The organism is Pandoraea capi (genome assembly GCF_902459735.1).
Classification (GTDB): Bacteria; Pseudomonadota; Gammaproteobacteria; order Burkholderiales; family Burkholderiaceae; genus Pandoraea; species Pandoraea capi.
In genome coordinates, this window is sequence record NZ_CABPRV010000020.1 from 1 (window position 1) to 24,141 (window position 24,141).

The 24,141-nt window shown below is 58.2% G+C and carries 13 protein-coding genes and 2 pseudogenes; 14 read left to right on the forward strand and 1 reads right to left on the reverse strand.

What is annotated here, in order from left to right:
- Positions 1-305 precede the first annotated feature (305 nt).
- The 8 genes and pseudogenes from PCA20602_RS25310 (at position 306) to PCA20602_RS25340 (ending at position 16,757) form a co-directional block, all read left to right on the forward strand.
- Positions 306-1,004: a hypothetical protein gene (locus PCA20602_RS25310; protein ID WP_150723544.1), complete on the forward strand. Its 699-nt coding sequence runs from the start codon at positions 306-308 to the stop codon at positions 1,002-1,004.
- A 207-nt stretch (positions 1,005-1,211) separates the two neighbouring features.
- Positions 1,212-7,142, forward strand: a complete 5,931-nt coding sequence (locus PCA20602_RS25315) for a DUF3320 domain-containing protein (RefSeq protein WP_150723545.1) — start codon at positions 1,212-1,214, stop codon at positions 7,140-7,142.
- Positions 7,143-7,249: 107 nt separating this feature from the next.
- Positions 7,250-7,396, forward strand: a pseudogene (locus PCA20602_RS26445) (DUF4236 domain-containing protein); the annotation flags it as partial.
- Positions 7,397-7,579: 183 nt separating this feature from the next.
- The gene (locus PCA20602_RS25320) at positions 7,580-8,407 is read left to right on the forward strand and encodes a hypothetical protein (RefSeq protein ID WP_246182340.1); all 828 of its coding nucleotides are present in this window, start codon (positions 7,580-7,582) and stop codon (positions 8,405-8,407) included.
- 106 nt (positions 8,408-8,513) lie between these two features.
- Positions 8,514-11,126 (forward strand): AAA family ATPase, encoded by a 2,613-nt coding sequence (locus tag PCA20602_RS25325; RefSeq protein WP_150723546.1) that lies wholly within the window; start codon positions 8,514-8,516, stop codon positions 11,124-11,126.
- Positions 11,127-11,338: 212 nt separating this feature from the next.
- On the forward strand, positions 11,339-12,595 hold the full coding sequence (locus PCA20602_RS25330; protein WP_150723555.1) for a metallophosphoesterase family protein: 1,257 nt from the start codon (positions 11,339-11,341) through the stop codon (positions 12,593-12,595).
- A 5-nt stretch (positions 12,596-12,600) separates the two neighbouring features.
- Positions 12,601-16,059, forward strand: a complete 3,459-nt coding sequence (locus PCA20602_RS25335) for a YhaN family protein (RefSeq protein WP_150723547.1) — start codon at positions 12,601-12,603, stop codon at positions 16,057-16,059.
- Positions 16,060-16,100: 41 nt separating this feature from the next.
- The gene (locus PCA20602_RS25340) at positions 16,101-16,757 is read left to right on the forward strand and encodes a hypothetical protein (RefSeq protein ID WP_150723548.1); all 657 of its coding nucleotides are present in this window, start codon (positions 16,101-16,103) and stop codon (positions 16,755-16,757) included.
- A gap of 352 nt (positions 16,758-17,109) precedes the next feature.
- On the opposite strand, the gene PCA20602_RS25345 is transcribed toward PCA20602_RS25340, so the two are convergent.
- Positions 17,110-18,312: an ammonium transporter gene (locus tag PCA20602_RS25345; protein ID WP_150723549.1), complete on the reverse strand. Its 1,203-nt coding sequence runs from the start codon at positions 18,310-18,312 to the stop codon at positions 17,110-17,112.
- A gap of 454 nt (positions 18,313-18,766) precedes the next feature.
- Here PCA20602_RS25345 and PCA20602_RS25350 point away from each other — a divergent pair, with 454 nt between their 5' ends.
- From PCA20602_RS25350 to PCA20602_RS25375, 6 genes and pseudogenes are all read left to right on the forward strand, one after another.
- Complete coding sequence (locus PCA20602_RS25350; protein ID WP_069343718.1) at positions 18,767-19,066, forward strand: antibiotic biosynthesis monooxygenase family protein; 300 nt, start codon at positions 18,767-18,769, stop codon at positions 19,064-19,066.
- Between the two features lie 213 nt (positions 19,067-19,279).
- Positions 19,280-20,011: a FadR/GntR family transcriptional regulator gene (locus PCA20602_RS25355; protein ID WP_150723550.1), complete on the forward strand. Its 732-nt coding sequence runs from the start codon at positions 19,280-19,282 to the stop codon at positions 20,009-20,011.
- 77 nt (positions 20,012-20,088) lie between these two features.
- Positions 20,089-21,501 carry an FAD-binding oxidoreductase gene (locus PCA20602_RS25360; protein WP_150723551.1) on the forward strand — a complete coding sequence of 471 codons (1,413 nt, stop codon included), beginning with the start codon at positions 20,089-20,091 and terminating at the stop codon, positions 21,499-21,501.
- Between the two features lie 146 nt (positions 21,502-21,647).
- Positions 21,648-22,538 carry an amidohydrolase family protein gene (locus PCA20602_RS25365; protein WP_150723552.1) on the forward strand — a complete coding sequence of 297 codons (891 nt, stop codon included), beginning with the start codon at positions 21,648-21,650 and terminating at the stop codon, positions 22,536-22,538.
- A 142-nt stretch (positions 22,539-22,680) separates the two neighbouring features.
- Entirely contained in the window at positions 22,681-23,910 is a 1,230-nt protein-coding gene (locus PCA20602_RS25370; RefSeq protein ID WP_150723553.1) for an MFS transporter, read from the forward strand.
- A 144-nt stretch (positions 23,911-24,054) separates the two neighbouring features.
- Positions 24,055-24,141, forward strand: a pseudogene (locus tag PCA20602_RS25375) (electron transfer flavoprotein subunit beta/FixA family protein); the annotation flags it as partial.

Here is a 24,141-nt window from a genome sequence, read left to right on the forward strand (position 1 = left end):
CGCTTCTTCATGTCCAATCTCCTGACGACGTGATTGGACTCTAAATCGCCGCGCTACTCAAATCGGGGGAGACGTCGGGCGGACGGCGTTACGGCAAGACTTTACTTAGAAGCAAACTGTTGTCTGCCCGTAACTCTACGGGCATGGAAATTACCCGAGCGATGTGCTGGCGACCTCGTTAGACTGGGCTCTGCCCGCTTGGTATTACGGAGTTTCATCACTTTTGAAACTTTTCAAAATCGATGATACCGCTCCCTCGCCAGCCAATCTCTGGGCCTCTCTAACTAAAGATTTCTAGGGGTGGTATGACGTATATTCCAGTACGAATCGACTTCGTTGACCCAGGGACGCAATGCACTCGTATTGCGGACAATGGGCGGCAGCATGGCTTCAAGACTGATACAGCTACCATTCTCCTCGATGAAACAACTGGGAAGGAACATCCCTTCGGGCCTACGTGCACTCAGTACGTAATTTCCGACAAGTCACTCCTGCGCGGCATTCCCGACTTCACGACGCGAGATTTCACGTTGGAAGCGGGGGATGGTGATGGTGGGACCGGTGGCGGGGCTGGCGGAAATTCCTACATGGTCAAAGCTACAGATAGCGAAAAGGCTCTAGCATTCGCCAAGCGCTACATAATGCTCCGCATGGACCGTGTAGCCAAAATCCCAGGTATCCAATCGGGGATTCAGTACCAGCCATTAGCAAGAATCTATGCCCAGTTCCTGCAGACCCGTGAGCTTTCGGAAAACGACGTAAACCACATTATCAATCTGGAAAAGTCGCAGGCCACACCTGAGATTTATCGCTCCAACAATTTACTCGATGTCTATACCGCGCACGTGCAACTGCAAAGATTCATCAAAAGAACGAGTCCGGGCGGGTATAGGGACTTCCTCATAAGCGTTCGTGACAATTCGTTGTTGAAGTGGCTGACGTTGTCTCAGGCGCAAATTAAAAAAGCGAAGCTCAAGCTGCATCCGAGAGCATTTGAGATTTGAGCGTCATGTGCTGAGAAACACGGGATTGCCCCGTTTTTTTGGATGCACTGATGACGTGTGTTCATAGAGCAGGCACGCGTGACGGACGGTATTTGATATTTAGTACGAAGAAATCTGATGGTTAATTGCGAAATTAAAATAGAATGTTATTCTCTGGGGTAATTCAGACTCGGCTGAATATAAAAATAGATTGTGAGGAACGGGGTAATGACGCAGGGAAAGGAAGACGATGCTGAGGAGTTGACGACTATCACGGACACAACGCGACCGAGTGTTCAGATTGTTGCGGACTCGACCATTGGGTATGCCGCAATCCAGAACAACGTCCCGGTCATCCGTGAAATTCTAGTCATAAATGATGGTGAGACGACACTCTCCGACGTCGAACTACTCGTCAGATGTGTGCCGGCTTTTGCCGAGAGTGCTCGCTTCCGTTTCGAGGCGCTGGCGCCTGGCGAGAGCCGCCGCATCGCACCAGTCGACCTGCGTCCGGACCATCAGTATTTCAGCCAGCTCGACGAGTCTGAGCGAGCCGTCATCACAGCGACGCTGCGCGTCCAGGAAACGGAACTCGTAACGGCGACGCATGACATTGATGTGCTCGCCTACGACCAGTGGGCCGGTACGCGGTCGTTACCCGAGCTGCTCGCCGCGTTTTGCATGCCGAACTCGAGAGTTGTGGACAAGCTGCTCGCACGGGCATCTGGGTTGCTGCGTCAGACCTCGGTCGACCTGTCCATGGATGGATACCAGTCCAAGAATCGCGAGAGAGTCTGGAAACAGGTATCGGCCATCTACAGCACGTTAGTTGCCGAAGACGTTCAATATTCAAATCCTCCGGCATCGTTCGGAAATGACGGTCAGAAAATCCGTACGCCGGAACGCATTCTGGACACCAAGCTTGCGACGTGTCTGGACCTTGCAATGCTTTTCGCCTCCTGTTTGGAGCAAGCGGGACTGCATCCCGTCGTGCTTTTTAAGGACGGACACGCTTGGGTTGGTGTCTGGCTGATAGAGACCAGTTTCCCGACCGCTTTGGTGGACGATGTTCAGGCAGTTCGCAAGCGAGTGAAATCCGGCGAGTTCATGGTCTTCGAAACCACCGGCGTGGCCGGCGGACAGAAACCGTCCCTCCGTTGGGCCTGCTCGCGTGGTGAGGAACATCTGAATGACGAAACCGAGTTCGCATATGCCGTCGATGTTCGGCGCGCACGCGAAGTTCAGATTCGCCCGCTTCCGTCTCGTTCATCGCAGACCGGCGAACAGAATGTTCTGATTGCTAAGGCGGAAACGCCCGGCATCGAAGTCGTCCCACCGCTGCCGCGACTGGACCCCGTCGTAATACCCTTACGCGATGATGTTACGCCTGAAACTCCAGAGGGGCGCCTGGCAAAATGGAAGAGCAAGCTGCTCGACCTGACGCTCCGCAACAAGCTTCTGAATTTCAAGCCAACGAAGTCTTCGCTGAGGGTCATCTGCCCCGACCCGAGTGCTTTGGAAGACAGGCTTGCGGATGGGAGAGAGTTCCGCGTTCGGGCGAAGCCGAAGCTGATGTCCGGTTCTGATGGTCGCGACGCCAACGTGTACGCTGGGCGGAATGGTACGGCTGCGATAGATGACCTCGCAACTGACGCCCTCGGCCGTAATGAAATTGTGACGGACGTGGACGAAGAAGCGCTGGAAGGGCGGCTGCTCGAGATATTCCGGACGGCCAGCACAGGCATGGAGGAAGGCGGTGCCAATACTCTGTTCTTGGCTTTCGGCATGCTGGAATGGCAAGAGAGTAAAGATGCGGAATCCAGCCACCTCGCTCCGATTCTGCTAATTCCCGTTACATTGACGCGCCAGTCTGTCCGAAGTGGTTTCCGCCTGTCACGCCACGATGACGACGCGCTAGTGAATCCGACGTTGCTTCAGAAGCTGCAACAGGATTTCAGCCTAAAGCTGCCGTCATTTGACGTCTTGCCCGCAGATGACCATGGCATAGACGTCAATGGGATTCTGCAGACCTTCCGCCTGCATGTAGCTGAGTTGAAGGGGTGGGAGGTCAAGGAACAGGTCCATCTGGGTATCTTCTCGTTCACGAAATATCTGATGTGGAAGGACCTCCAGGACCGCCAGAAGCAGCTTCAGGAAAACAGCGTTGTTGCACATTTGATTAACAACCCGGGCAAGGCCTTTGCTGACAGTGCAACAGGCTTTGAACCTGGCACCCTGGACGAAAAATTCCGGCCGCAAGACCTGTTCACTCCGTTGCTGTCGGACTCATCGCAGTTGCGCGCGGTTTGCGTCGCAGCCGAAGGCAAGAATCTTGTCATTGAAGGCCCGCCTGGTACAGGCAAGAGTCAGACCATCTCGAACCTGATTGCGCACCTGCTGGCTACTGGGAAGACCGTGCTGTTTGTCTCGGAGAAAATGGCTGCGCTGGAAGTGGTACATCGTCGGCTCAGCAGCCTCGGATTGGGGCCATTTTGTCTCGAGCTGCATTCGTCCAAGGCGAAGAAAGCAGATGTTCTGAAGCAACTCGGCGTCGCGCTCGATGCGGCCGGCACACGCACGGTGAAGGATTGGGAGCGGGAGTCGGAACGGCTACTGACGCTTCGAGCAGACCTCAACGGAGTCGCGCGTGCGCTGCATCACATCCATCCGAACGACCTGACCATTTACGATGCCATCGGAACCAGCCTGCAGTATATGGAATGGCGACCTGGCACGATGCCATGGGCCGATGCGGATGTGCACGACCGTACTCAACTCGAGGCCATGCGCGAAACCTGCCGCCAGATGGGAGCATTGGCTAGCCAGTTGAGTGGCTTGCAGAACCATCCGCTGGCAGTAGTTGAGAGAACTGAGTGGACGCCATCGTGGCAGCAGGAGTTTCTCGATGCGATTTCGAAGTTCGAAACTCAAATCAAGAAGCTGGACGAAGCCGCGTCAAATCTGCTGAATCAGCTGAGTCTTCCCAAGATTGCGTTCTCCCTGAATGGGCTGGGCAAGTTCGATGCACTGGCCGACGTACTTTCTGCCGCACCCACCGTGCCAGTCGATGTTGCCCGTACCGCGCATGACGAGTCCGCTCGCAACCGGTTGGCCAGTTTGCGACAGCACGGTTTGGCACGTAATCAGGCGTGGGAGCCGCTGAGCAAATACTATGTGGAGGACGCCGCCACCTTAAACGCATCCGAACTGAAGCTGCAATGGGCGGCAGCAACCAATACCTGGTGGCCGAAAAGCCTGCTTGCTCAGCGTGCAGTTACCGGAAAGCTGCGCCTGTATCGGCAAGACCAGCGTCGCCCGCAAGGAGCGGATGTGCCTAGCGTCATTACGGCACTGACAGCCGTTAACGCCGAAGACAAAGCCATCGAGGCCATGTCGCACGATGCAACAAGGCTGCTACAGGAGACATTCGCAGCGTCGAAGACGGACTGGGCTGCCGTTGAGTCGGCGGAAAGGTGGGCAACATCCTTTGCCGACGCGGTAACGGCTATTGCGGGCAGTGACATCGAACTGGCGCAAACGCTTCGCACGAAGCTACAACCACTTGTTTCTGATAACCGGAGCATGCTGAAGGCGGACATGCCGCTTGGCGCAAGTTTGCTGTCGTACCGAGACTGCTACCGAGATTTCAAGGCCCAACTTCGTCAAATTGTTGAGCTTGGGCACTGCCAGGCTGAACTCGGTTTAGACCCAACTGCGGCTAGTGTGATTCCCCGTGTGTTGAGCCTACTCCAGGGTTGGCAATCTGCCTCGCGACAATTGCAGCCCTGGTGCCTGTGGCGAAAATCTCGCACCAATGCAATAAGCAGCGGATTGCAGGGAATCGTGGATGCATTGGAGGCAGACGAGGCGCCGCTATCTAGCGTGGCAACGTTCTTCGAATATAGCTACCAGAGTTGGTGGCTGCGCAAGGCGATTGACCGGGAACCCGTGCTCTGTAACTTTGCGAGTGCCGAGCATGACCGCAAGATTGTCGAGTTCAAGGGGGCCGACGAGCGTTTCCAGAAGCTGACTCAGCAATATATCGCGGCCAAGCTTGCCGGCCAGATTCCCGCAGGAGTGGAGGTTGCTCCCGGTGCAGATTCTGAGCTGGGCAAATTGCGACGAGAACTGCAGAAGCAGCGCAAGCACATGCCAATTCGGCAACTTGTACAAAACCTGCCGAGTCTGATGACTCGGTTGAAGCCATGCCTGCTGATGTCACCTTTGTCGGTCGCTCAATATCTGGACGCGTCGCACGCCCAGTTCGACGCTGTCATCTTCGACGAGGCTTCTCAGATTCCGGTGTGGGATGCCGTCGGTGCCATTGCTCGCGGCAAGCAGCTCATCTGCGTCGGCGACCCGAAGCAACTGCCTCCGACCAGTTTCTTCTCACGGTCAGATGACTCTGGAGATGGCGCGGATGGCGACGACGTTCAGGACCTTGAGAGCATCCTGGACGAGTGCCTCAGTATCGGCCTCCCGGAACTGCGCTTGACTTGGCACTTCCGAAGCAAACATGAAGGGCTGATTACCTTCAGCAATGTCACCTACTATGACAATGAGCTTGTCACGTTCCCATCGCCTGTCACAAACGACCAGAGCGTGCGCTTCGAACGTGTCCAGGGCGTCTACGACCGCGGCGGCTCCAGGACTAACCGGGCGGAAGCCGATGCCATTGTGAAGGCGATAGAACAGCATTACCTCGACCCAGCGAAGCGGCAACTAACTCTTGGTGTGGTGACTTTCAACCAAGCGCAGCAGAGCCTGATTGAGCGGATGCTGGACGAGCGGCGTCGAGCATCTCAACAACTGGACCAAGCGATTGCACAAGCGGCGCAGGAACCGCTGTTCATTAAGAACCTGGAAAACGTTCAAGGTGATGAGCGCGACATCATTTTCTTCTCCATCACGTACGGACCTGATGCATCGGGTAAGGTCAGTCTCAACTTCGGTCCGCTGAATCTGGAAGGTGGCCACCGACGCCTCAACGTAGCCGTATCGCGTGCCCGTGTTGGCGTCGTAATTTTCAGTACGTTGTTACCCGAGCAGATTGACCTGTCGCGTGTCCGTGCTGCCGGCGTTCGAGACCTGAAGAATTATCTCGAATTCGCCATCCGCGGTCCGCGTGCCCTAGTTGAACAAAGTTTGCCGACCGGGAGGGAGCCCGACAGTCCGTTTGAGCGGCAAGTTATTTCTGCGCTTCGCGAGAAGGGGTGGACAGTTCATCCGCAGGTCGGCGTGTCTGGGTACCGGATTGATATTGGCGTGGTCGACCCGCGTGCGCCCGGTCGCTATCTGCTGGGTGTAGAGTGCGACGGCGCCATGTATCACTCGGGCGCAACGGCTCGCGACCGCGACCGGCTCCGCCAGCATGTCCTTGAGGGACTTGGTTGGGAACTGTATCGAATCTGGTCGACCGACTGGTGGCTCAATCCCGACGAGCCGATGCGAAAGCTTTTGACCAGGCTGGAAGAATTGGTAGCGACCGTGCCCACCGAGGACGAGCCAACCGTTGACCCTTCCGACGCAACGACCTACGCGGAAGAGTCGCACACTCTATTCGCTGGAGCCGAGTCGGTCACGGAGTCGGTTGCTTCTGTCGCGCAGCTTCCCGAATATGAAGTGGTTAGTCTGAGTAAAGGCAATCCGGACCTTTTCTATGAAAGCAGCTCAATGTCGACCCTAGCCGGTCAACTGGTCCAGGTAATTCAAACGGAAGGTCCAGTGTCACAAGCAGTGGTATTCAAGCGCGTAACGCGAGCTTGGGGACTGTCTCGGGTAGGTAGCCGCATCGAAGCGCATCTGAGCGCACTGGTGCCTAGGCATTTAGCTCGTACGAACGACACTGGCGCGACTTTCTACTGGCCAGAACACGCTCATCCGAGCACTTGGGAAGGTTTTCGTGTGCCCGGAGTCGACACCGAAGCACGCCGAAGTATCGACGAGATTGCGCTCGAAGAACTGGGCAATGCTGCCGTGTATGTCCTCGCACAGCAAGGCAGCACTTCGCAGGACGGATTGGCAAAGGCTGTGTGCCGATTGCTGGGCGTGGCCAGGACAACTGCGGAAGCCGGTGCCCGCATTTCTCGAGCGCTCGTCCACGGAAGGCTTCAGGCAATGGTAATTGTTGACGGTGGTTCGGTGCGTTTGATGAAGTGAGTCACCCGGAGTCTAGCTAAATTTTTTGATTCGCATGACGACGGCTGGGGTGAGCCTCATGGTCGTACTCCGGCCCATATCAACTACTGTGTCTACGGGGAACTATTGTGGGGCTGTCGTTCAGGAAATCGATTAAAGCCGGGCCATTTCGCTTCAATCTTTCAAGTTCTGGCGTTGGAGTATCAGTCGGGGTGCCAGGATTTCGAGTCGGAACTGGTCCGCGTGGCAACTACGTTTCGATGTCAGGAGGTGGGTTCACATACCGTAAATCCATGGGGCCGGTGCGCCCTCGTGGAACCCAAGATTCGATGCCAACGGTGCCAACCTCTCCTGATGAGTCTGAGCCGCGACAGGGGCAGCGTTTCATCTCTAGTGGTTGTACTACTGTAGCGCCACTTCAGGTTATCCAGTCCGCAGACGTTCGACAACTTTCCGACGTGGATTCCGCCGACTTGGTCGAGGAAATCAACAGTAAGCGTCGCAAGTTTGCTGTGTGGTATTGGCCGCTGGTCTTGCTCTGCGTCCTGTGGTTCAACGTATTGTCCGTGAGAGCTAATCCAAATCCTTTATGGATAGGGGCATTGGGGGTTCTATCGGTTGCTGTCGTCGTTAGTAGCTACTGGCTGTACATGTGGGACGAAGCCCGCCGCAGCACGGTTCTCTTCTATGATTTCGACAATAGCGCGGAGCGGACATATGAGCGTGTCTTGGACGGCTTCGCTGCGTTGAGGGCCTGTCGGGCTTCATGGCGCATCTTAGCGAGTGGGCAAGTCTTGGATGGTCGATACAACGCTGGGGCAGGACGAACGTTGCAGCGGAAAGCCGCAGAGCTTCGCACTGGCGGCGTGAAACACGTCAAATGCAACATCGACGTTCCTTGCCTGGCTGCTGGCCGCAACTTGTTTTACTTTTACCCAGACCGAGTTTTCGTCGTTAGCGGAAGACATGTGGCTGTGTGCACCTATGGTTCTCTCAAAATCGACACTCGGTTGACTCGCTTCATCGAGGAGGAGCGTGTTCCGCCTGACTCCCAGGTTGTCGGTCAAACTTGGCGTTTCGTCAATAAGAATGGAACCCCGGACCGGCGCTTCAAGAACAACAGACAGATTCCGATTGCTCAGTATGAGGAATTACAGTTCTCTTCTACGCACGGCATACACGAATGTTTCCAGTTTTCTAGAGCCGGTATTGCAGAGGTATTCGCTAGCTCATTGATTCAGCTCGGCAGATACGGGGCGAACTCAAGAATAAGTCGAACTGCATGAGGCATACATCCTCAATGAGGAAAGTATCGCATCAAAAGCGCAGCGCCCATTTCAAATACTAACCAACGGAATTGTTTCGCTCGCGATGAGTACCTAAGGGGGGGCAGTGACAATCATCCAAGAAATCTACCAGTGGTCTAAGACTCTTTCGGCTTGGCAGCAAGACGCTATTGCCCGACTTTACGCAAATCGAGAGCTGTCGCCCGAGGACATCGAGGACATCTATGCGCTTGCCAAGGTTGAAGCGGGTATCCCTGACGAGAATGGCCGAGTGGCCAAGAAGTTGGAGAGCGCCGAGGTCGCCCCTCAGACCAATTCCACCCGACTCGTTCAGATTGTGGCCGTTAAGGAGTTGCAGCACGTCAACGCGTTGGTTGAAGGCGGTCGACTTCCGATTTCGCCTACTGGCCTGACAGTTATCTACGGCGAAAATGGAGCCGGAAAATCTGGTTACTCCAGAATTTTCAAGCACGCGTGCCGCGCGCGGGACCGCAGGGAGCCTATCCTGCCAAACGCGCGTCTGGACCCGAAGGATGTCGGCACTGCACAGGCGGTATTTGAGACCCTCGTCGATGGCACGATGGTCGATTTCGTGTGGAAGCATCGTGCAGCCCCCCCCGAACTGTTGGCCGACGTCTCAATCTTCGACACCCACTGTGCGCGTGCGTATATCGATAACCAGGGTGATTTTGCCTACGTGCCGTACGGGCTCGATATTCTCGAAGGGTTGGTAACGCTGTGTGGGAAGTTGAAGGCCCGCGCAACGAAAGAGAAGGCCGACTCGTCACCGAGCGATGCGGCGTACGCTACGCTCATCAACCAGACCACCGCTGTCGGTCGCGCACTCAGCGGCATCTCCAAGAAGACCTTAAGAGAAGAGATTGCGACGCTGGCCGCGCTGTCGGACGAGGACGTCGAACGCCGAGAAGTTTTGACGAAGACGCTTTCCGAAACGGACCCGAAGACGAAAGCTCGAGAGATTCGAAGCAAGGCGCTCCGCGTAAAGGGGCTGAAGACGCAGATTGAGACGAAGCTCGGGATTGTCTCCGTCGAAAAGCTCCAGAATCTCCAGGAGCTTATCGGCAAATCGAACGTCGCGAAGAAAGTCGCTGACGCCGCCGCGGAAGCATTCCAAAGTGAGCCGGGTCAGCTGCCTGGCACTGGTGGCGAGGAGTGGAAGACGCTGTTCGAGGTGGCTCGCGACTTCGCAGCCATCTCCCACGCGGGCCACCAGATTTCTGCTCTTCCGGAAGATGCCAAGTGTCCTCTCTGCCAGAACGACCTGGGCGCAGAAGGTGCAAGCAGGCTTGGTCGCTTCGATGCGTTTATCAAGGACAAGGTTGAGCAAGCTGCCAAGGACGCGAGAAAGCTGGCGAAGGACGCGTACAACGCGATAAAAACTGCGACGTTAGAATTCCCCATTGATGCAGCGTTGAAAGAGGAGCTGAACACGCTGGACGCACAACTGTTGCCGCTCTGCGAGCAATCGGAAGCCAGTTTGAAGACCCGGCAATCCGAAGCGTTACTTGCCTCCGGGGGTACCTTGCCATGGGAAAGCGTGTCCGCAGCGCAGAACGACGCTGCGGTCCGACTCGGAGAGGTTGCCGACGCGCTGGAAGCTCAGGCAAAGACCCTCGAAGCATCGGCCGACGAGGTCGCTCGCGCAAAGCTGGTCGCCGAGCGAGCGGAACTCGACGCAAGGTACAAGCTTCGCGAGGTAAAGGATGCCGTGCTGGAAGCAATTTCGAAATACGAGTATTGCGCGAAGTTGCAAAAGTGCATAGACGGCATGGACACGCGCGGGATTTCCCGAAAATCCACCGACCTGTCCAGGACCCTCGCAAGTAAGGAATTGGCTGATACGCTGAACGATGAGCTGAAGAGGTTGAAGTGTCATGAGCTGCAGGTCGTCATGAAGCCCGAATCACCAGGCGGCCGAACGCAATTCAAGCTCACGCTCCAATTGCCGGGAAACGCGACGCCGGCTTCAATTCTCAGTGAAGGCGAGCAGCGCGCTATCGCCATCGCGTCGTTCCTTGCAGAAACCAAGCTCGGTGGCGGCCTCGGTGGCATCGTCTTCGACGACCCGGTCTCGTCACTCGACCATCGCCGCCGTTGGGAAGTCGCAGAGCGCCTGGTCGAAGAGTCACTCAAGCGGCAGGTCATCGTGTTCACGCATGACATCTATTTCCTGTGCATTCTTGAGCAGAAGGCCGATGAGCTCAAAGCCACGCTCCAAGCAAACTACATTCGCCGTACCGGCGATGGGTTCGGCGCGCATTCCGAGGGACTTCCTTTCGACGTGCTTGGGACAAAAAATCGCGTTGGCAAGCTCCGGCAGATGCTTGTGGAGATTCGCAAGGCGTATGCCGCTGGAGACGAAGATGAGCATCGAGCCCTCACGGCGCGTGCGTATGGTGATTTACGTCTTGCCTGGGAGCGATGCGTGGAAGAGGTCCTTTTCAATGGAGCGATTCAACGCTTCGGCGAGGGTGTCTCGACACAGAAGTTGAAAGAGGTCACCGTTTCGGATGACGACTACCGCGCGATAGAGGCTGGGATGACCAAAAGCTCGAAGTTCGAGCACGATGCCGCCGTCAGGGTTGGCAGGCTACCTATTCCGCAACCAGATGAGCTCGGTGAGGACATCGAGAAGCTCGAATCGTGGAGGCTGTTGGTTGTTGGAAGACGCAACGACATCCGTGCGGCGAGAGGATAAATCTAATCGATAGGAGCAGTTACGTGCGGATATATGACTGCTGCAGCGTCTCGACCTCCGAGCTCAATGGAAGAACGGGTTCAGACACTGCCTTAAATTTCGACCGTCAAGCCAGAAGTTTTGTCGTCCACTGCAATTCGTCTTCAATTGTCGGGGCTTCGTGCACCACATGAGTTGAATCCGATTATCGAAAAGCTTAAATGGAGAAAATCTTGCGATTCATTCATGCGGCAGACATACATATCGACAGTCCTCTCGTTGGTCTGAGCTCTTATCAGGACGCCCCAGCAGACCTACTTCGAGGGGCAACGCGTGCCGCGTTCACCAATCTGGTCAATGAGGCCATTGAGCTACAAGTCGACTTCATGATTATTGCAGGCGACTTATACGATGGACCGTGGAAAGACCACAACACAGGCATCTACTTTTCCAGGGAAATGGGACGCCTGAAAAAAGCGAATATTCCGGTGTATCTCCTCTATGGCAATCATGACGCCGAAAGCGAGATGACCAAGCAATTGCAGCTACCGGATAACGTCTACGGATTCGGGGCCAGGAAGTGTTCTACCTTCCGCATTGAGCATCTCAAGGTGGCGTTACACGGTCGCAGCTTCAAAGATGCAGCGACATATGAAAATCTGGTCACAAGCTATCCGGCGCCCGAACCCGGCATGTTCAACATTGGGGTGTTGCACACGGCGCTTGAAGGCAATACTGCGCACGCCCCCTATGCTCCCTGCAGTTTGGATGAGCTGCATGCGAAGGGCTACGACTACTGGGCCCTAGGTCATGTGCACGAACATCGGGTGTGGGAGGGACCTTCGACCGTCGTGTTTCCTGGCAATCTGCAGGGTCGGCATATTCGGGAAACAGGGGCCAAGGGTGCTGTTCTGGTGAGCGTGGACAGCACAGGCCAGCGAGCGCTTGAACGCCTATATGTTGACGTTTTACGGTGGCACGACTTGGTCGTGGACGTCTCCGCATGCGAGTCGCTGGTCGCCTCCATCCGAACAGTCGAGCGCGAGCTGACCCAATTTCTGGATGATGCCGGCGGCAGCCTGACTTATGCCATGAGGGTGACGTTGGTTGGCGAATCGGCAGCGCATGGAGACCTGTTCGGGGAAGAGACGCAGCTCCGCCAGGAAGTGCTGGGAGTCGCCGCAGCGCTGGCACCCGACCGTTTGTGGATTGAGAAAGTGCGGGTTCGGACCGCCATGAAAGACGACGGGGAGACCATTAGGGCGAGACACGATGCTCTGTCTGACCTTAGTGAACTGCTGGCAACCGCCGAGGGAGACGACGATTTCTTGAAGACCCTTCAGGAGGAGCTGCTTGGCCTGGTGACCAAGGCGCCGCCTGAGCTGCAACAAATGATTGCTTACTTTCCCGAAATCAGAGCAGGGAATCTGAGCACACTGGTCAATGAGGCGCGCGCAGGTTTGCTAGCCCATCTTGAGAAGACGGAGTAGCGGCGATGCGCTTCCAACGGCTCCACCTGCTGAAGTTCGGCAAGTTCTCTGAACGGTTACTTGAGTTCCCCGGCTCGACAACTGATTTTCATCTTATCGTCGGTCCGAATGAGGCCGGCAAATCGACGCTGAGAGCGGCGATTCTCGACTTACTCTTTGGTATTCCCGTGCGCTCGCCGCATGGTTTTTTGTATCCATTGAATGAGCTCAAGTTGGGAGCGTCCATCAGCGATGGCGAGACGTCACTGGACTTCGTCCGAATCAAGGCCCAACGGCAGACGCTCAGAACCCCCGCCGACGGTGTGTTGCCTGACTCGGCACTGGGGCCATTTTTGGGCGGTATTGACCGGGACTTCTTTGACCGCATGTTCGGGCTTGACCACTTCCGACTGGTTGAAGGCGGCAATGACATCCTGAATGCTGAGAGTGATATTGGCCGAATCCTGTTCCAATCTGCTGCTGGGGTTGCGAGCCTGGGAGCAGTACGAGACCAACTGGCCACGGAGGCTGACAAGCTTTGGGCGCCCCGAAAGTCAGCAGAGCGCGCTTACTACGCCGCTGCCGACCAACTTGAGCTGGCGAATAACGCTCTCAAGAAATCCTCGGTCCGTACGAAGGTCTGGGCCGACGCCAACAATGCTGTCGAGACGTTACGGGAATCTCTGGAGTCAGCGCGGGCGAGTTGGCGCGAACTCGATATGCGTCGAGCGCGACTCGAGCGTGTGCGTCGACTGGCGCCACTGATTGATGCACTCCGTCAAAACGATGCAGCGCTGGAATTGTTGAAAGAATCGACCGACCTGCCGGAAGATTCAGCTCAAGCACTGAGCCAAGCAGAACGCGACATCGCTCGCGCGGAAGCCGTGCTGAAGATTCGTAAGGGCGAGGTGACTGCCGCCAGGGAATCGCTGTCGGCGATTTCTGTAGACGAATCCCTGCTGAGCGCCGAACAGCGCATTGCCGCACTGGAGGCGCGACGCGTCCGGCACGAGCCATATGCAAGGGACATCGAACGACGAAAAAGCGAAATTCAGGCGCTTCAGGGGCAGGTTCGCCGAGCATGCCTCCAATTGAAATGGACCTACGAAGCAGAAGAAGACTTGCTGCTCAAACTACCGTCGTTGTTGACTCGTCGTAAGCTCGGTGAACTTGCAAGGAAAGCCAGCGGGATTGAGCAATCCCTCAAGGCAGCGGAGTCCTCTGAGCGAGCAAAGAAGGCCGATATTCAGTCGCTTGAAGCCAAGTTGAACGGTTTGTGCGAAGCAAAAGTAACCGCTGGGCTACGGGCCGCTTTACGCAAGGCGCAATCCCTGGGCGACCCCGCACAGGTTCAAGAAAAGCAACGTGTTCTGGTCGAAAAAGCTGAAGCTGGGCTTGAGACGGCCCTGAGAGCGCTAGGCGTTTGGCGCATGGACTTCGAGGCCCTCTCAAAGCTCCAGTTCCCTTCCGACGAGGCTCTCGCACACCGGTTGCGTGAACGACAGAATCTCGACGCGCAGGTCAAATCGCTGTCCAAGGACCTGTCGGAACAGATTTCTGCTGTCGGCGAAGCCTCGCTTCGGGTAAATCAATTCACGGAATCGAGACATCCCACCACCTATGCGATGGTGGTGCAAGCGCGATTTGAGCGCGATGAGAAATGGGCGTTCGTCAAACAACGAACAGCTAATTTTGAGGCTGATGCCGAACAGTTCGAATCGGCGATGCAGGATGCGGATACGCTGGCGGACACTCATTTGAGTAACGTCGAAGACGTGGCAGAACTTCAATCGCGCAAAGATGAGCTTGAACGACAGCAACACGCCCAAACCCGCCTTGAGCACCAGCTCGATGTGGCCAAAGGGCAGCTGGGCACTTTCTCCGCCGAATGGAGCGAGCTAACCGCGGCAGCGGGCCTAGACGGTCTGCCGCTCGAAGATGCTTCAGACTGGATTCGGAAGAAAGGTGTTGCGCTTGAGCGCGGCCACGCTCTTCTTGAAGTCCAAAAGGACGCCCAGTCCGCATTGAACGCCCTAGGGAACGCGACTCAGGAGTTGCGCACCGTCCTTGAGGAGAATGGGGTTGCTCAGGTGAGCGATGAGAACTTAAGCGCGTTGTGCATTCAAGCTGAACATCTCATTTCTGAAGCGGATGGCGTCAAAGGACGTCGAGACGAACTGAATGGCCAGTTGGTCACAGCTCGCGAAGTTTACGTGGCGCTCAAAGATGACTTGGCCGAGGCCACAAAGGAGATGGCCTCGTGGGGTGACGATTGGGCTGCCACGCTTTCGAATGCGGGACTGGACGCTGCTTTCGACACCGGAACCGTCGAAGGTGCCCTAGAATTGATTGGCGAAATCGAGGAAAAGGCACGCAAGGTTTGCCAAATTCAGGCGGAGCGCATCGATACGATGAAAGCCGACCTCTCCTTGTTTGCCGAGGATGTCGACGCGTTGTGCGATGCTATTGCCGCACCACTGGACGGCCAGGACCCTGCGGAGGCGGTGCAGCAACTTGTCATTAAGGTACAACTGGCCAGTCAAGCGCGAAAAGAGCGAGAGCGACTAAATGCCGCGCTGGGAGCGGCGGAGCAGCAGGTTGCAGAGCTGGAGACGGCCAAGCAAGAAGCAGAAGCCGTTATCGAGCCATTGAAGGAGCGGGCTGGCGTATCTACTCGCGAGGCCTTGGCTGAATGCATCGCCCAATCCGATGAAAAGCGCCGATTGCTGGAGGACGCCGCCCGATTAAGGCGCGAACTTACAGAGGGCGGTGATGGTCAATCGAGGCAAGTCATCGAGGCTGAGATTGCAGCGGCGAACGTGCTGGATATTGCCACAGATATTGCCGCATTGTCCGGCGACCTCATGACTGTCGTCGAGCGCCAGGAAACGCTATCTGCTGAACTGGCTACCGCAGAGTCCAAACTAACTGCCATTGGCGGTTCAGATGTGGCGGCGCAGGCCGAGGGCCAGCGGCAAGAGGCCTTGTCGAAAATGGCCGATGCAGCCGAGCGCTACGTGAAGGTGTTCACTGCTGCCCGATTGCTGCGCTGGTCCATTGACCGCTATCGTCAGGATAAGCAGGGGCCGATGTTGGCCAAAGCCAGCGCAATATTCGCGGAACTGACTCAAGGTTCCTTTGAGCGCTTGGTCGTGGATTTCGACAAGCACCCCATGGTGTTGGAGGGCCGCCGGCCTGACGGCAAACACGTTGGCATCTCGGGCATGAGCGACGGCACCCGCGACCAGCTCTTCCTTGCGCTACGCTTGGCCGCTTTGGAAATTCGCCTGGAACAGGCGGCCAAGCTACCGTTCATTGCGGATGACCTTTTCGTCAATTACGACGACTCACGGTCGGCTGCGGGCCTGCGGGCAATGGCGTCCCTTGCCAAACAGACCCAAGTGATTTTCCTGACCCACCACCATCACATGGAAGCACTCGCTCGCGACACATTGGGCGATGCTATCAATGTAGTGCGCCTGTAATCAACGAGCTTTCATCGGCTGACGAACGAAAGGGCCTCGCAATGTCGCAAGTCACATTAGATGAACAACGTGCGCAAATCGTGGCGGCCGCAGAGAATGGCAACACGTTAGTAATGCACACCGTCGTGAAAATTCCCGCAGCGACGGTATATACCGTCAGCTTGGATTTTCAGGCGTTCGTGACCTTGTTGGTGCACAGTAAGCCAACTGCCATGTATCTAGTTGCAGTGACATTTGCCCCCCAGGAAGACCTCGAGAGTTGGTGGGACATTGATGAAGACGATGAAGATGACAACGCGTTGATGCTTGATGCCGAGGTCAAGCAGTTCATTCGCGAGATGGGCCACGTTGGTGAGATAGGTAGCCTGATGGCCAGCTTCGTCGTGGATGGTGTGCTGCATACACTTTACGCCGATGCCGTGTGGTACACCGAACTGAAGAAGCAGGCCGAGGAACTCAAATCGCATGTCTACGTTGCGCTGGAGCGCAAGGACGACGAAGAAAACAAGAAGATGAAGGCGCTTGTTCGTGAGCACGCCAAGGCACTCTGCGAGCATCCTAAATTCACCGAGGGCCGCCCCTCCAAAGAGAAGCGCACCTACTTGGCTGAATCGCTGTTTCCGGACCTTGAAACTTACCTCATCTATCGAGTCGTAGACGAGGCGTCGAACATGGCTTGGCTGATGAGCAGTAAATAATCCGGTCCAAGGCTATCGCTTCTGAACTTCCCAAGAAGTATGTCGCGACACAACGCCTTGGTCGGCAATCGTTTCCGTTGAGCGGTGTGCTCCGCCACAATCGGCAAGAATCTGCCCCTTAACTTGGAAAACCACATTTAAGGGGCGGATTCTTGCCGCTGACGGATGCAACCGGACCGGAGCACCCTCTACTCGCCATTTGGGCGGCATTAAAGCCAAATTCGCGAAAGTGGTTCTCGACAAATTCTCGATGTATCAGGAGCGAATGTCGCACGCAGCCCTGCACTGACTCGCCCAATCGTGCCGGACAACTTCAATTGTTTCCGGACAACTTCAATTGTTCGCTTTCACCTCACCAGTTCGTCTCGCGCTCGGGCGTTGCGGTGATCTTGTGGATCGAGAGATCGGCGCCGTAGTACTCCTGCTCGTCGTCGAGCCGCAATCCGCTTACGCGTTTGATGACGCCGTACACGACATAGCCCCCGGCAAAGGCGATGGCCACGCCCATCAGCGTGCCGACGACCTGCGCGACGAAGCTCACACCGCCTAGACCACCGAGCCACGTCTGGCCGAACAGGCCTGCGGCCAGACCGCCCCAGATGCCGCATACGCCGTGAAGCGGCCAGACGCCGAGCACGTCGTCGATGCGCAGACGGTTCTGCGTCACCGTGAAGAGCCACACGAAAAGCCCCCCCGCCACAGCGCCGACGACCAGTGCGCCCAGCGGATGCATGACGTCCGAGCCGGCACATACCGCCACGAGCCCCGCGAGCGGGCCGTTGTGGATAAAGCCGGGGTCGTCGCGGCCGACCCACATCGCGACGAGCGTGCCGCCGACCATCGCCATCAGCGAGTTCACCGCCACCAGACCGGAAATTCCGCCCACGCGCTGCGCGCTCATGACGTTGAAGCCGAACCAGCCGACGATCAGAATCCACGCGCCGAGCGCGAGGAACGGGATCGACGACGGCGGATGTGCCGCCACCTGACCCTGCCCGTTATAGCGTCCGCGACGCGCCCCGAGATGCAGCACCGCTGCCAGCCCGATCCATCCGCCGACTGCATGCACGACCACCGAACCGGCGAAGTCGTGAAACGGAGCGCCAAGCGTGCGCGTGAGCCCGTCCTGAATGCCGAGGTGACCGTTCCAGGCGATGCCCTCGAAAAAGGGGTAGATCACGCCGACGAGGAAGAACGTGGCTATCGACTGCGGGTGGAACTTGGCGCGCTCGGCGATGCCGCCCGAGACGATGGCCGGGATAGCGGCGGCGAACGTCAGCAGGAAGAAGAACTTGATCAGCGCGTAACCGTTGTGCTCGGACAGCACGGTGGCGCTCGACCAGAAATCGACGCCGTACGCGAGCGGATAACCGATGAAGAAGTACGCGAGACCCGAAACGGCGAAGTCGGTCAGGATCTTGACCAGCGCATTGACCTGATTCTTCTTGCGGACGGTGCCGAGTTCGAGAAACGCAAAGCCGGCGTGCATGGCAAGAACCAGAATCGCGCCGAGCAGCAGGAACAGCACGTCGCCGGGTGTATTGGAATTGGGCATGAATGTGCTCTTTTGGTGCAAACGTGAGGAGAAATGAAGATATGCAAGAGCGATGCCAGATTTATTTATCGCTTTGATTTACATGGGTGTTTTATCTGGTGATTCGATGCCGCGGGGGATTTGGTGCACGCTCATGGTGCTCTCGTGCGCAGCAATGACCGATCGTCGTGCACGAACGGTTGCCCGGCCGGTGGCGGGCGCCGTGAAAGCGTCGGTAGGGGATGGCGATGGCGTACGCGATGCGTGTCACGAACGCGCGGTATAGAATCGAGCGTTCTCGCGGCAACGGGGCGCTACTCCGGTCCGTTGCCGACGATCCCGCGACGACGCCGAACCCCGGCGGGCCATCACGCGGCGCAAGCGAGCAAACAGCGAACGTAGAAAAAATGGCGATGTTGCATCGGATCGCAACATCGATAACTGCACGACCACGGACAAATCTCAGAGGAAAACCATGATCTTTGAAATCGCCCAGATCGAAGTGAAGCCCGGCAAGGAAGCCGAGTTCGAACAAGGTGTCGCCAAGGCTGCGCCGCTGTTCAAGGGCTCGAAGGGCTGCCACGGCATGCGTCTGCTCAAGTCCATCGAGCAACCGACGCACTACAGCCTCGTCGTGACCTGGGAAACGCTGGAAGACCACACGGTGCACTTCCGCAACTCGGAAGCTTTCGCCCAATGGCGCGCACTGGTGAGCGAGTGCTTCGCATCGCCGCCGAACGTCGGCCACGTGACGGAAGCGCTGATCGGCTTCTGAGTCCCGTCGATCGCGTACGAATGCGGACGTCGAGCTAAGGCATTGCGGGCACCGAAGGCGGCGACGGAGCGAGTCTCCGTCGCCGCTTTTGCTTTGTTGGAAAATGGGAGAGGGCGCGACGCCTGACTGATGAGATCAGGGTTAACGCGATGTTTCGCAAGAAAAGTTTTCAGATAACATGCAAACCTGAAAAGTATCGGACGATCTGAACGCATGGCTGCCAAACCCAGGACCCTGACCGAGCAGGTTGCACAGCAGTTGCTGGATGCCATCCGGCAGGGCGTGTATCCCGTCGGCACCAAACTGCCGACCGGCAAGCAGCTTTCCGAGACGTACTGCGTGAGTCCCGCCGTGATTCGCGAGGTGACGGAACGGCTGCGCGCGCAAGGGTTGATCGACAGCCGTCAGGGCGCGGGCGTGACTGTGAAGGCGCGCACGCCGCAGAGCGGGTTTCAGGTGCCGGTCGGACAAAATGCCGCCGACCTCGCCAGCGTCTACGAACTTCGCCTTGATCTGGAAAGTACCGCCGCAGCGCTCGCCGCCGTGCGTCATACCGACGAAGACATTCGGGAGCTCGAGAGCATTCTCGGGAAGCTGGAGACGAACCTCTACCATGCCGAAAACGGCGTGGAGTTCGACACCGCCTTCCACGTCGCCATCGCGCGCGCCACGCACAACCGCTATTACTCCGATCTGCTGCAATACCTGAACCTGCAAATCCGTCAGGTCGTGCAGGCGGCGCGCACGAATACGCTGCGCCACGAAGGGCTCGCCGCGCAGGTGCATCAGGAACACCTGGCGGTCTTCAACGCCATCAAGGCGCGCGATCCGCTGCTCGCGAAAGCGGCGTCGCTCTCGCATTTGTTGCGGGCGTCTGCGCGGCTTGGGCTGACGTTGCCCGGGCGCGACATCATCACCGGCGCCATTGCGCCGATCCAGCCGTGAACCTGCGTGAATCCTGCCTGAGCGTGTGTGCCTCCTCAGGCGCCATCCCCACACCGTAACCCCCGACGCGTGAATCTATGACCATCACCGCTTTCGCTCAACGCCTGATCGACGCCATCGGCGCCGACAGCGTGCTCACTTCTTCCGACGACATCGCGCCGTGGCTCGCCGACTGGCGCGGCATGTATCGCGGTCATGCGCAGGCCGTCGTGCGTCCGCGGACGACGCAGGACGTCGCCAACGTGCTCGCCCTGTGCCAGAGCACTGCCACGCCGGTCGTGCCGCGCGGTGGCAACACCGGGCTGTGCGGTGGCGCCACGCCCGACAAGTCCGAGCAGAACGTGGTGCTGAGCCTCGATCGCATGAACGCCGTGCGTAGTCTCGACACCATCGCCAATACGTTGGTCGCCGAAGCCGGTTGCATTCTCGAAGACCTGCAACGTACCGCGCGCGAGGCCAACCGGCTGCTGCCGCTCAGCCTCGCGGCCGAAGGTTCGTGCCAGCTCGGCGGCAATCTTGCGACGAACGCCGGCGGCGTGAACGTCGTGCGTTACGGCATGACGCGCGAGTTGGTGCTCGGTGTCGAAGCCGTGCTGCCGAATGGCGAGATCCTTCATGGCCTGCGCACGCTGCGCAAGGACAACACAGGCTACGACCTCAAACAATTGCTGATTGGCTCCGAAGGCACGCTGGGCGTGATCACGGCGGCGGCACTGCGTCTGTACGCGCCCACACCGGTGCGTCAGGTGGTGATCGCGGCGGTCACGTCGCCGCGTCAGGCGCTGGAACTCTATGAGTTGCTGTTCGCCGAATGCGGGCCGCGCATGCAGGCGTTCGAGTTCTTTACCGGCGAGTGCGTCGATCTCGTCATGGCCCACGTGCCTGGGGTGCGTGCCCCGTTCGGCGAGCGTCATGCCGGTTACGTGCTGGTCGAACTCGCCGATACGGCCGACGAGCAGGCACTGAACGCATTGCTCGAACGGGTGATCGAGACGGCCATCGAGCGCGATCTGTGCGCAGACGCCGTGGTGTCGTCCACGCTCGGTCAGGTCGAGGAAATGTGGAAGCTGCGCGAGGAAATCTCCGAGGCACAGCGCGCCGACGGGCCGCATCTGAAGCACGATGTGTCGCTGCCGATCGAATGCATCCCCGAATTCATGACGAGCGCGGAGGCGCGCGTGCGTCGCGTGTGCCCGCAGGTGCGTCCGTTCATCTTTGGCCATTTCGGCGACGGCAACCTGCACTACAACCTCTCGCGTCCGGCGGGCGAGCCGGCCGATTTCATGGCGAAGCACGGTGAGGCGATCACGGCCGAAGTGCTGGACGAAGTGGCTCGCTTTGGCGGCAGCATCAGCGCCGAGCACGGCATCGGGCAGCTCAAGCGCGACTACTTCGCGAAGTACAAGTCGCCGCTGGAATTGCGTCTGATGCGCGAGATCAAGGCTGTGTTCGATCCCGCCGGCATCATGAATCCCGGCAAGCTGCTGTAACGCTTCATCCTCGGGCGGGCGCCGGCACGTTGGTGCTCAGGCGGTTGTCCCGGGTCGACGGTTTCGCTTTGACCTTTGCTTGACGTTTCTACCCGGCGTGAGCCCGACGTTGTCACGGTCGCCCTCGCGCCTCCTGAGGAGTCGACATGACCGTAACTTCCGCCGCCGGAGCGCCGCTGTGTCCTGGGCCGCTGCCGGAGATCGATCCACCCACGTTCGAGGTGCCGCGCGGCGCCGTCGACACGCATGCGCATGTGGTGGCCGCGAGCGATGCGTACCCGATGGTGCCCGAGCGCAGCTACACGCCACCCCCCGCACCTGAAGACAAGTACCTCGCCATGCTCGATGCCACGGGCATGACGTATGGCGTACTGGTGCAGATCAGCGTCTACGGTACCGACAACCGCTACATGCTCGAGACGCTGCGCCGTCACCCGGATCGCCTGCGTGGCATCGCCGTGGTGTCGCCGGATGTGACCGATGCCGAACTCGAAGCCATGCACGCGGCAGGGGTTCGCGGTCTGCGCATCAACGTGTTGTTCGGCGGTGGCATCGGTTTCGCGGCGATGGAGACGCTGGCGCATCGCATCAAGGATCTGGGCTGGCACATGCAGTTCCTGATGGATGTGAATGCGCTGCCAGAGCTCATGCCGCGCATGACGTCGCTGCCGGTGCCGGGGATCGTCGATCACATGGGGCATACGCCCGTCGCGCAAGGACTGAGTTCGCCGGGCTTCTCGGCGCTGCGCTCGCTCGTGCGCGATCACGGGTACTGGGTCAAGCTCTCGGGCGCGTACCGAATCAGCGAGCGTTTTCCGACGTTCGACGATGTGACGCCGTTCGCGCAGGCGCTGATCGACGATGCGCCGGACCGCATGGTGTGGGGAAGCGACTGGCCGCACGTGTCACTCACGCGCATGCCGAACACCGGCGCGCTGCGCAATCTGCTGCCGCAGTGGGCGCCGGACGCCGGCACGCGTCGTCGTATTCTCGTAGACAACCCGGCCCGTTTGTACGGCTTTCCGAAGACCGACTGAGGCCGCACCGGCGTACACGGCTTTGCAGGCCGCTGCCCGACCACCCTGCCACTCGATGTCTTGGTGGGGGCGCGGTTTGCGGTTTACCGATATCGGGCGCATGTCGCGCTCTCGCTGTTCCTGAGGTTCAAAAGGAGACAAGATGAATTGGTATCGCCAGATGAACAAGACCGAGCGGCACACGTTTGTTGCCGCGTTCGGCGGGTGGGCGCTCGACGCGCTCGACTTCATGGTGTTCACCTTCGTGATCTCGACGCTGATCACGGTGTTCAGCATCGACAAGGGGCAGGCGGGCATGCTCGCGACCGTCACGCTGCTGTTCTCGGCCATCGGTGGCTGGCTCGCGGGGGTGCTCGCGGATCGTTACGGGCGGGTGCGAATCCTTCAGGTAACGATTCTGTGGTTCTCCGTCTGCACGGTGCTCATCGGCTTTGCGCAGAACTTCGAGCAGATTTTCGTGCTGCGCGCGTTGCAGGGCCTGGGCTTCGGCGGTGAATGGGCCGTCGGCTCGGTGCTCATGGGCGAGATCGTGCGCACCGAGTATCGCGGGCGTGCCGTGGGCACGGTGCAAAGCGGCTGGGCCATCGGCTGGGCGGTGGCGGCGCTGTGCTACACGGTGTCGTTCTCGTTCCTGCCGGAGGAGTATGCGTGGCGCGTGCTGTTCTGGATCGGGGTGATTCCGGCGTTGTTTGTGCTCTTCATCCGCAAGAACGTGCCCGAACCGGCATTGTTCGAGCGCACGCGCAAGCGCGAAGAATCCGCCGATAAACGCACGTCGGCATGGGCGATTTTCTCGCCGTCGCTGATCAGGACGACGGCGCTCTCGGCGCTGCTGTGCACGGGCGTGCAAGGCGGGTACTATGCCGTCACGACGTGGTTGCCCACGTTCCTGAAGACGGAACGGCATCTGTCGGTGATCGGCACGGGCGGCTACCTGCTCGTGATCATCCTCGGATCGTTCATCGGCTACCTGACAGGGGCTTATCTGACGGACCGGCTGGGCCGCCGCGCGAACCTGCTGATCTTCGCCGTGCTCTCGGGCGTGAGTATCTACGCTTACACGCAAATCCAGTTGACCAACGATCAGATGCTGATCCTCGGCTTCCCGCTGGGGTTTGCGGCGTCGGGCATTTTCAGCGGCATGGGCGCATATCTCACGGAGTTGTTTCCGTCGGCCGTGCGTGCGAATGCGCAGGGCTTCGCGTATAACTTCGGACGCGGCATCGGTGCGTTGTTTCCGAGTCTGGTCGGTTATCTGGCCAAGACGAGCGGTCTGGGTACCGCGATCGGCATGTTTGCCGGTGGCGCCTACTGCGTCGTGTTGATTACGGCGTTCCTGTTACCCGAGACGAAGGGACGTGAAATCGAGTAACGTCGGGAGTGAGTTCGCTGATCGGTGCGCGAGTGAGTGTGCGCGGCGGTTCGCAAATGGATGGCAGGTCATTTCGTATCTTCGAGGGCGGCGAGTGCCGTATGACGGCAGGCCGCCCGGTTTTTTGATTCAAGGGAGTTCCGCATGAAGGTCTTGGTACCGGTCAAACGGGTAGTGGATTACAACGTAAAGGTTCGGGTGAAGAGCGACGGCACGGGCGTCGACATTGCG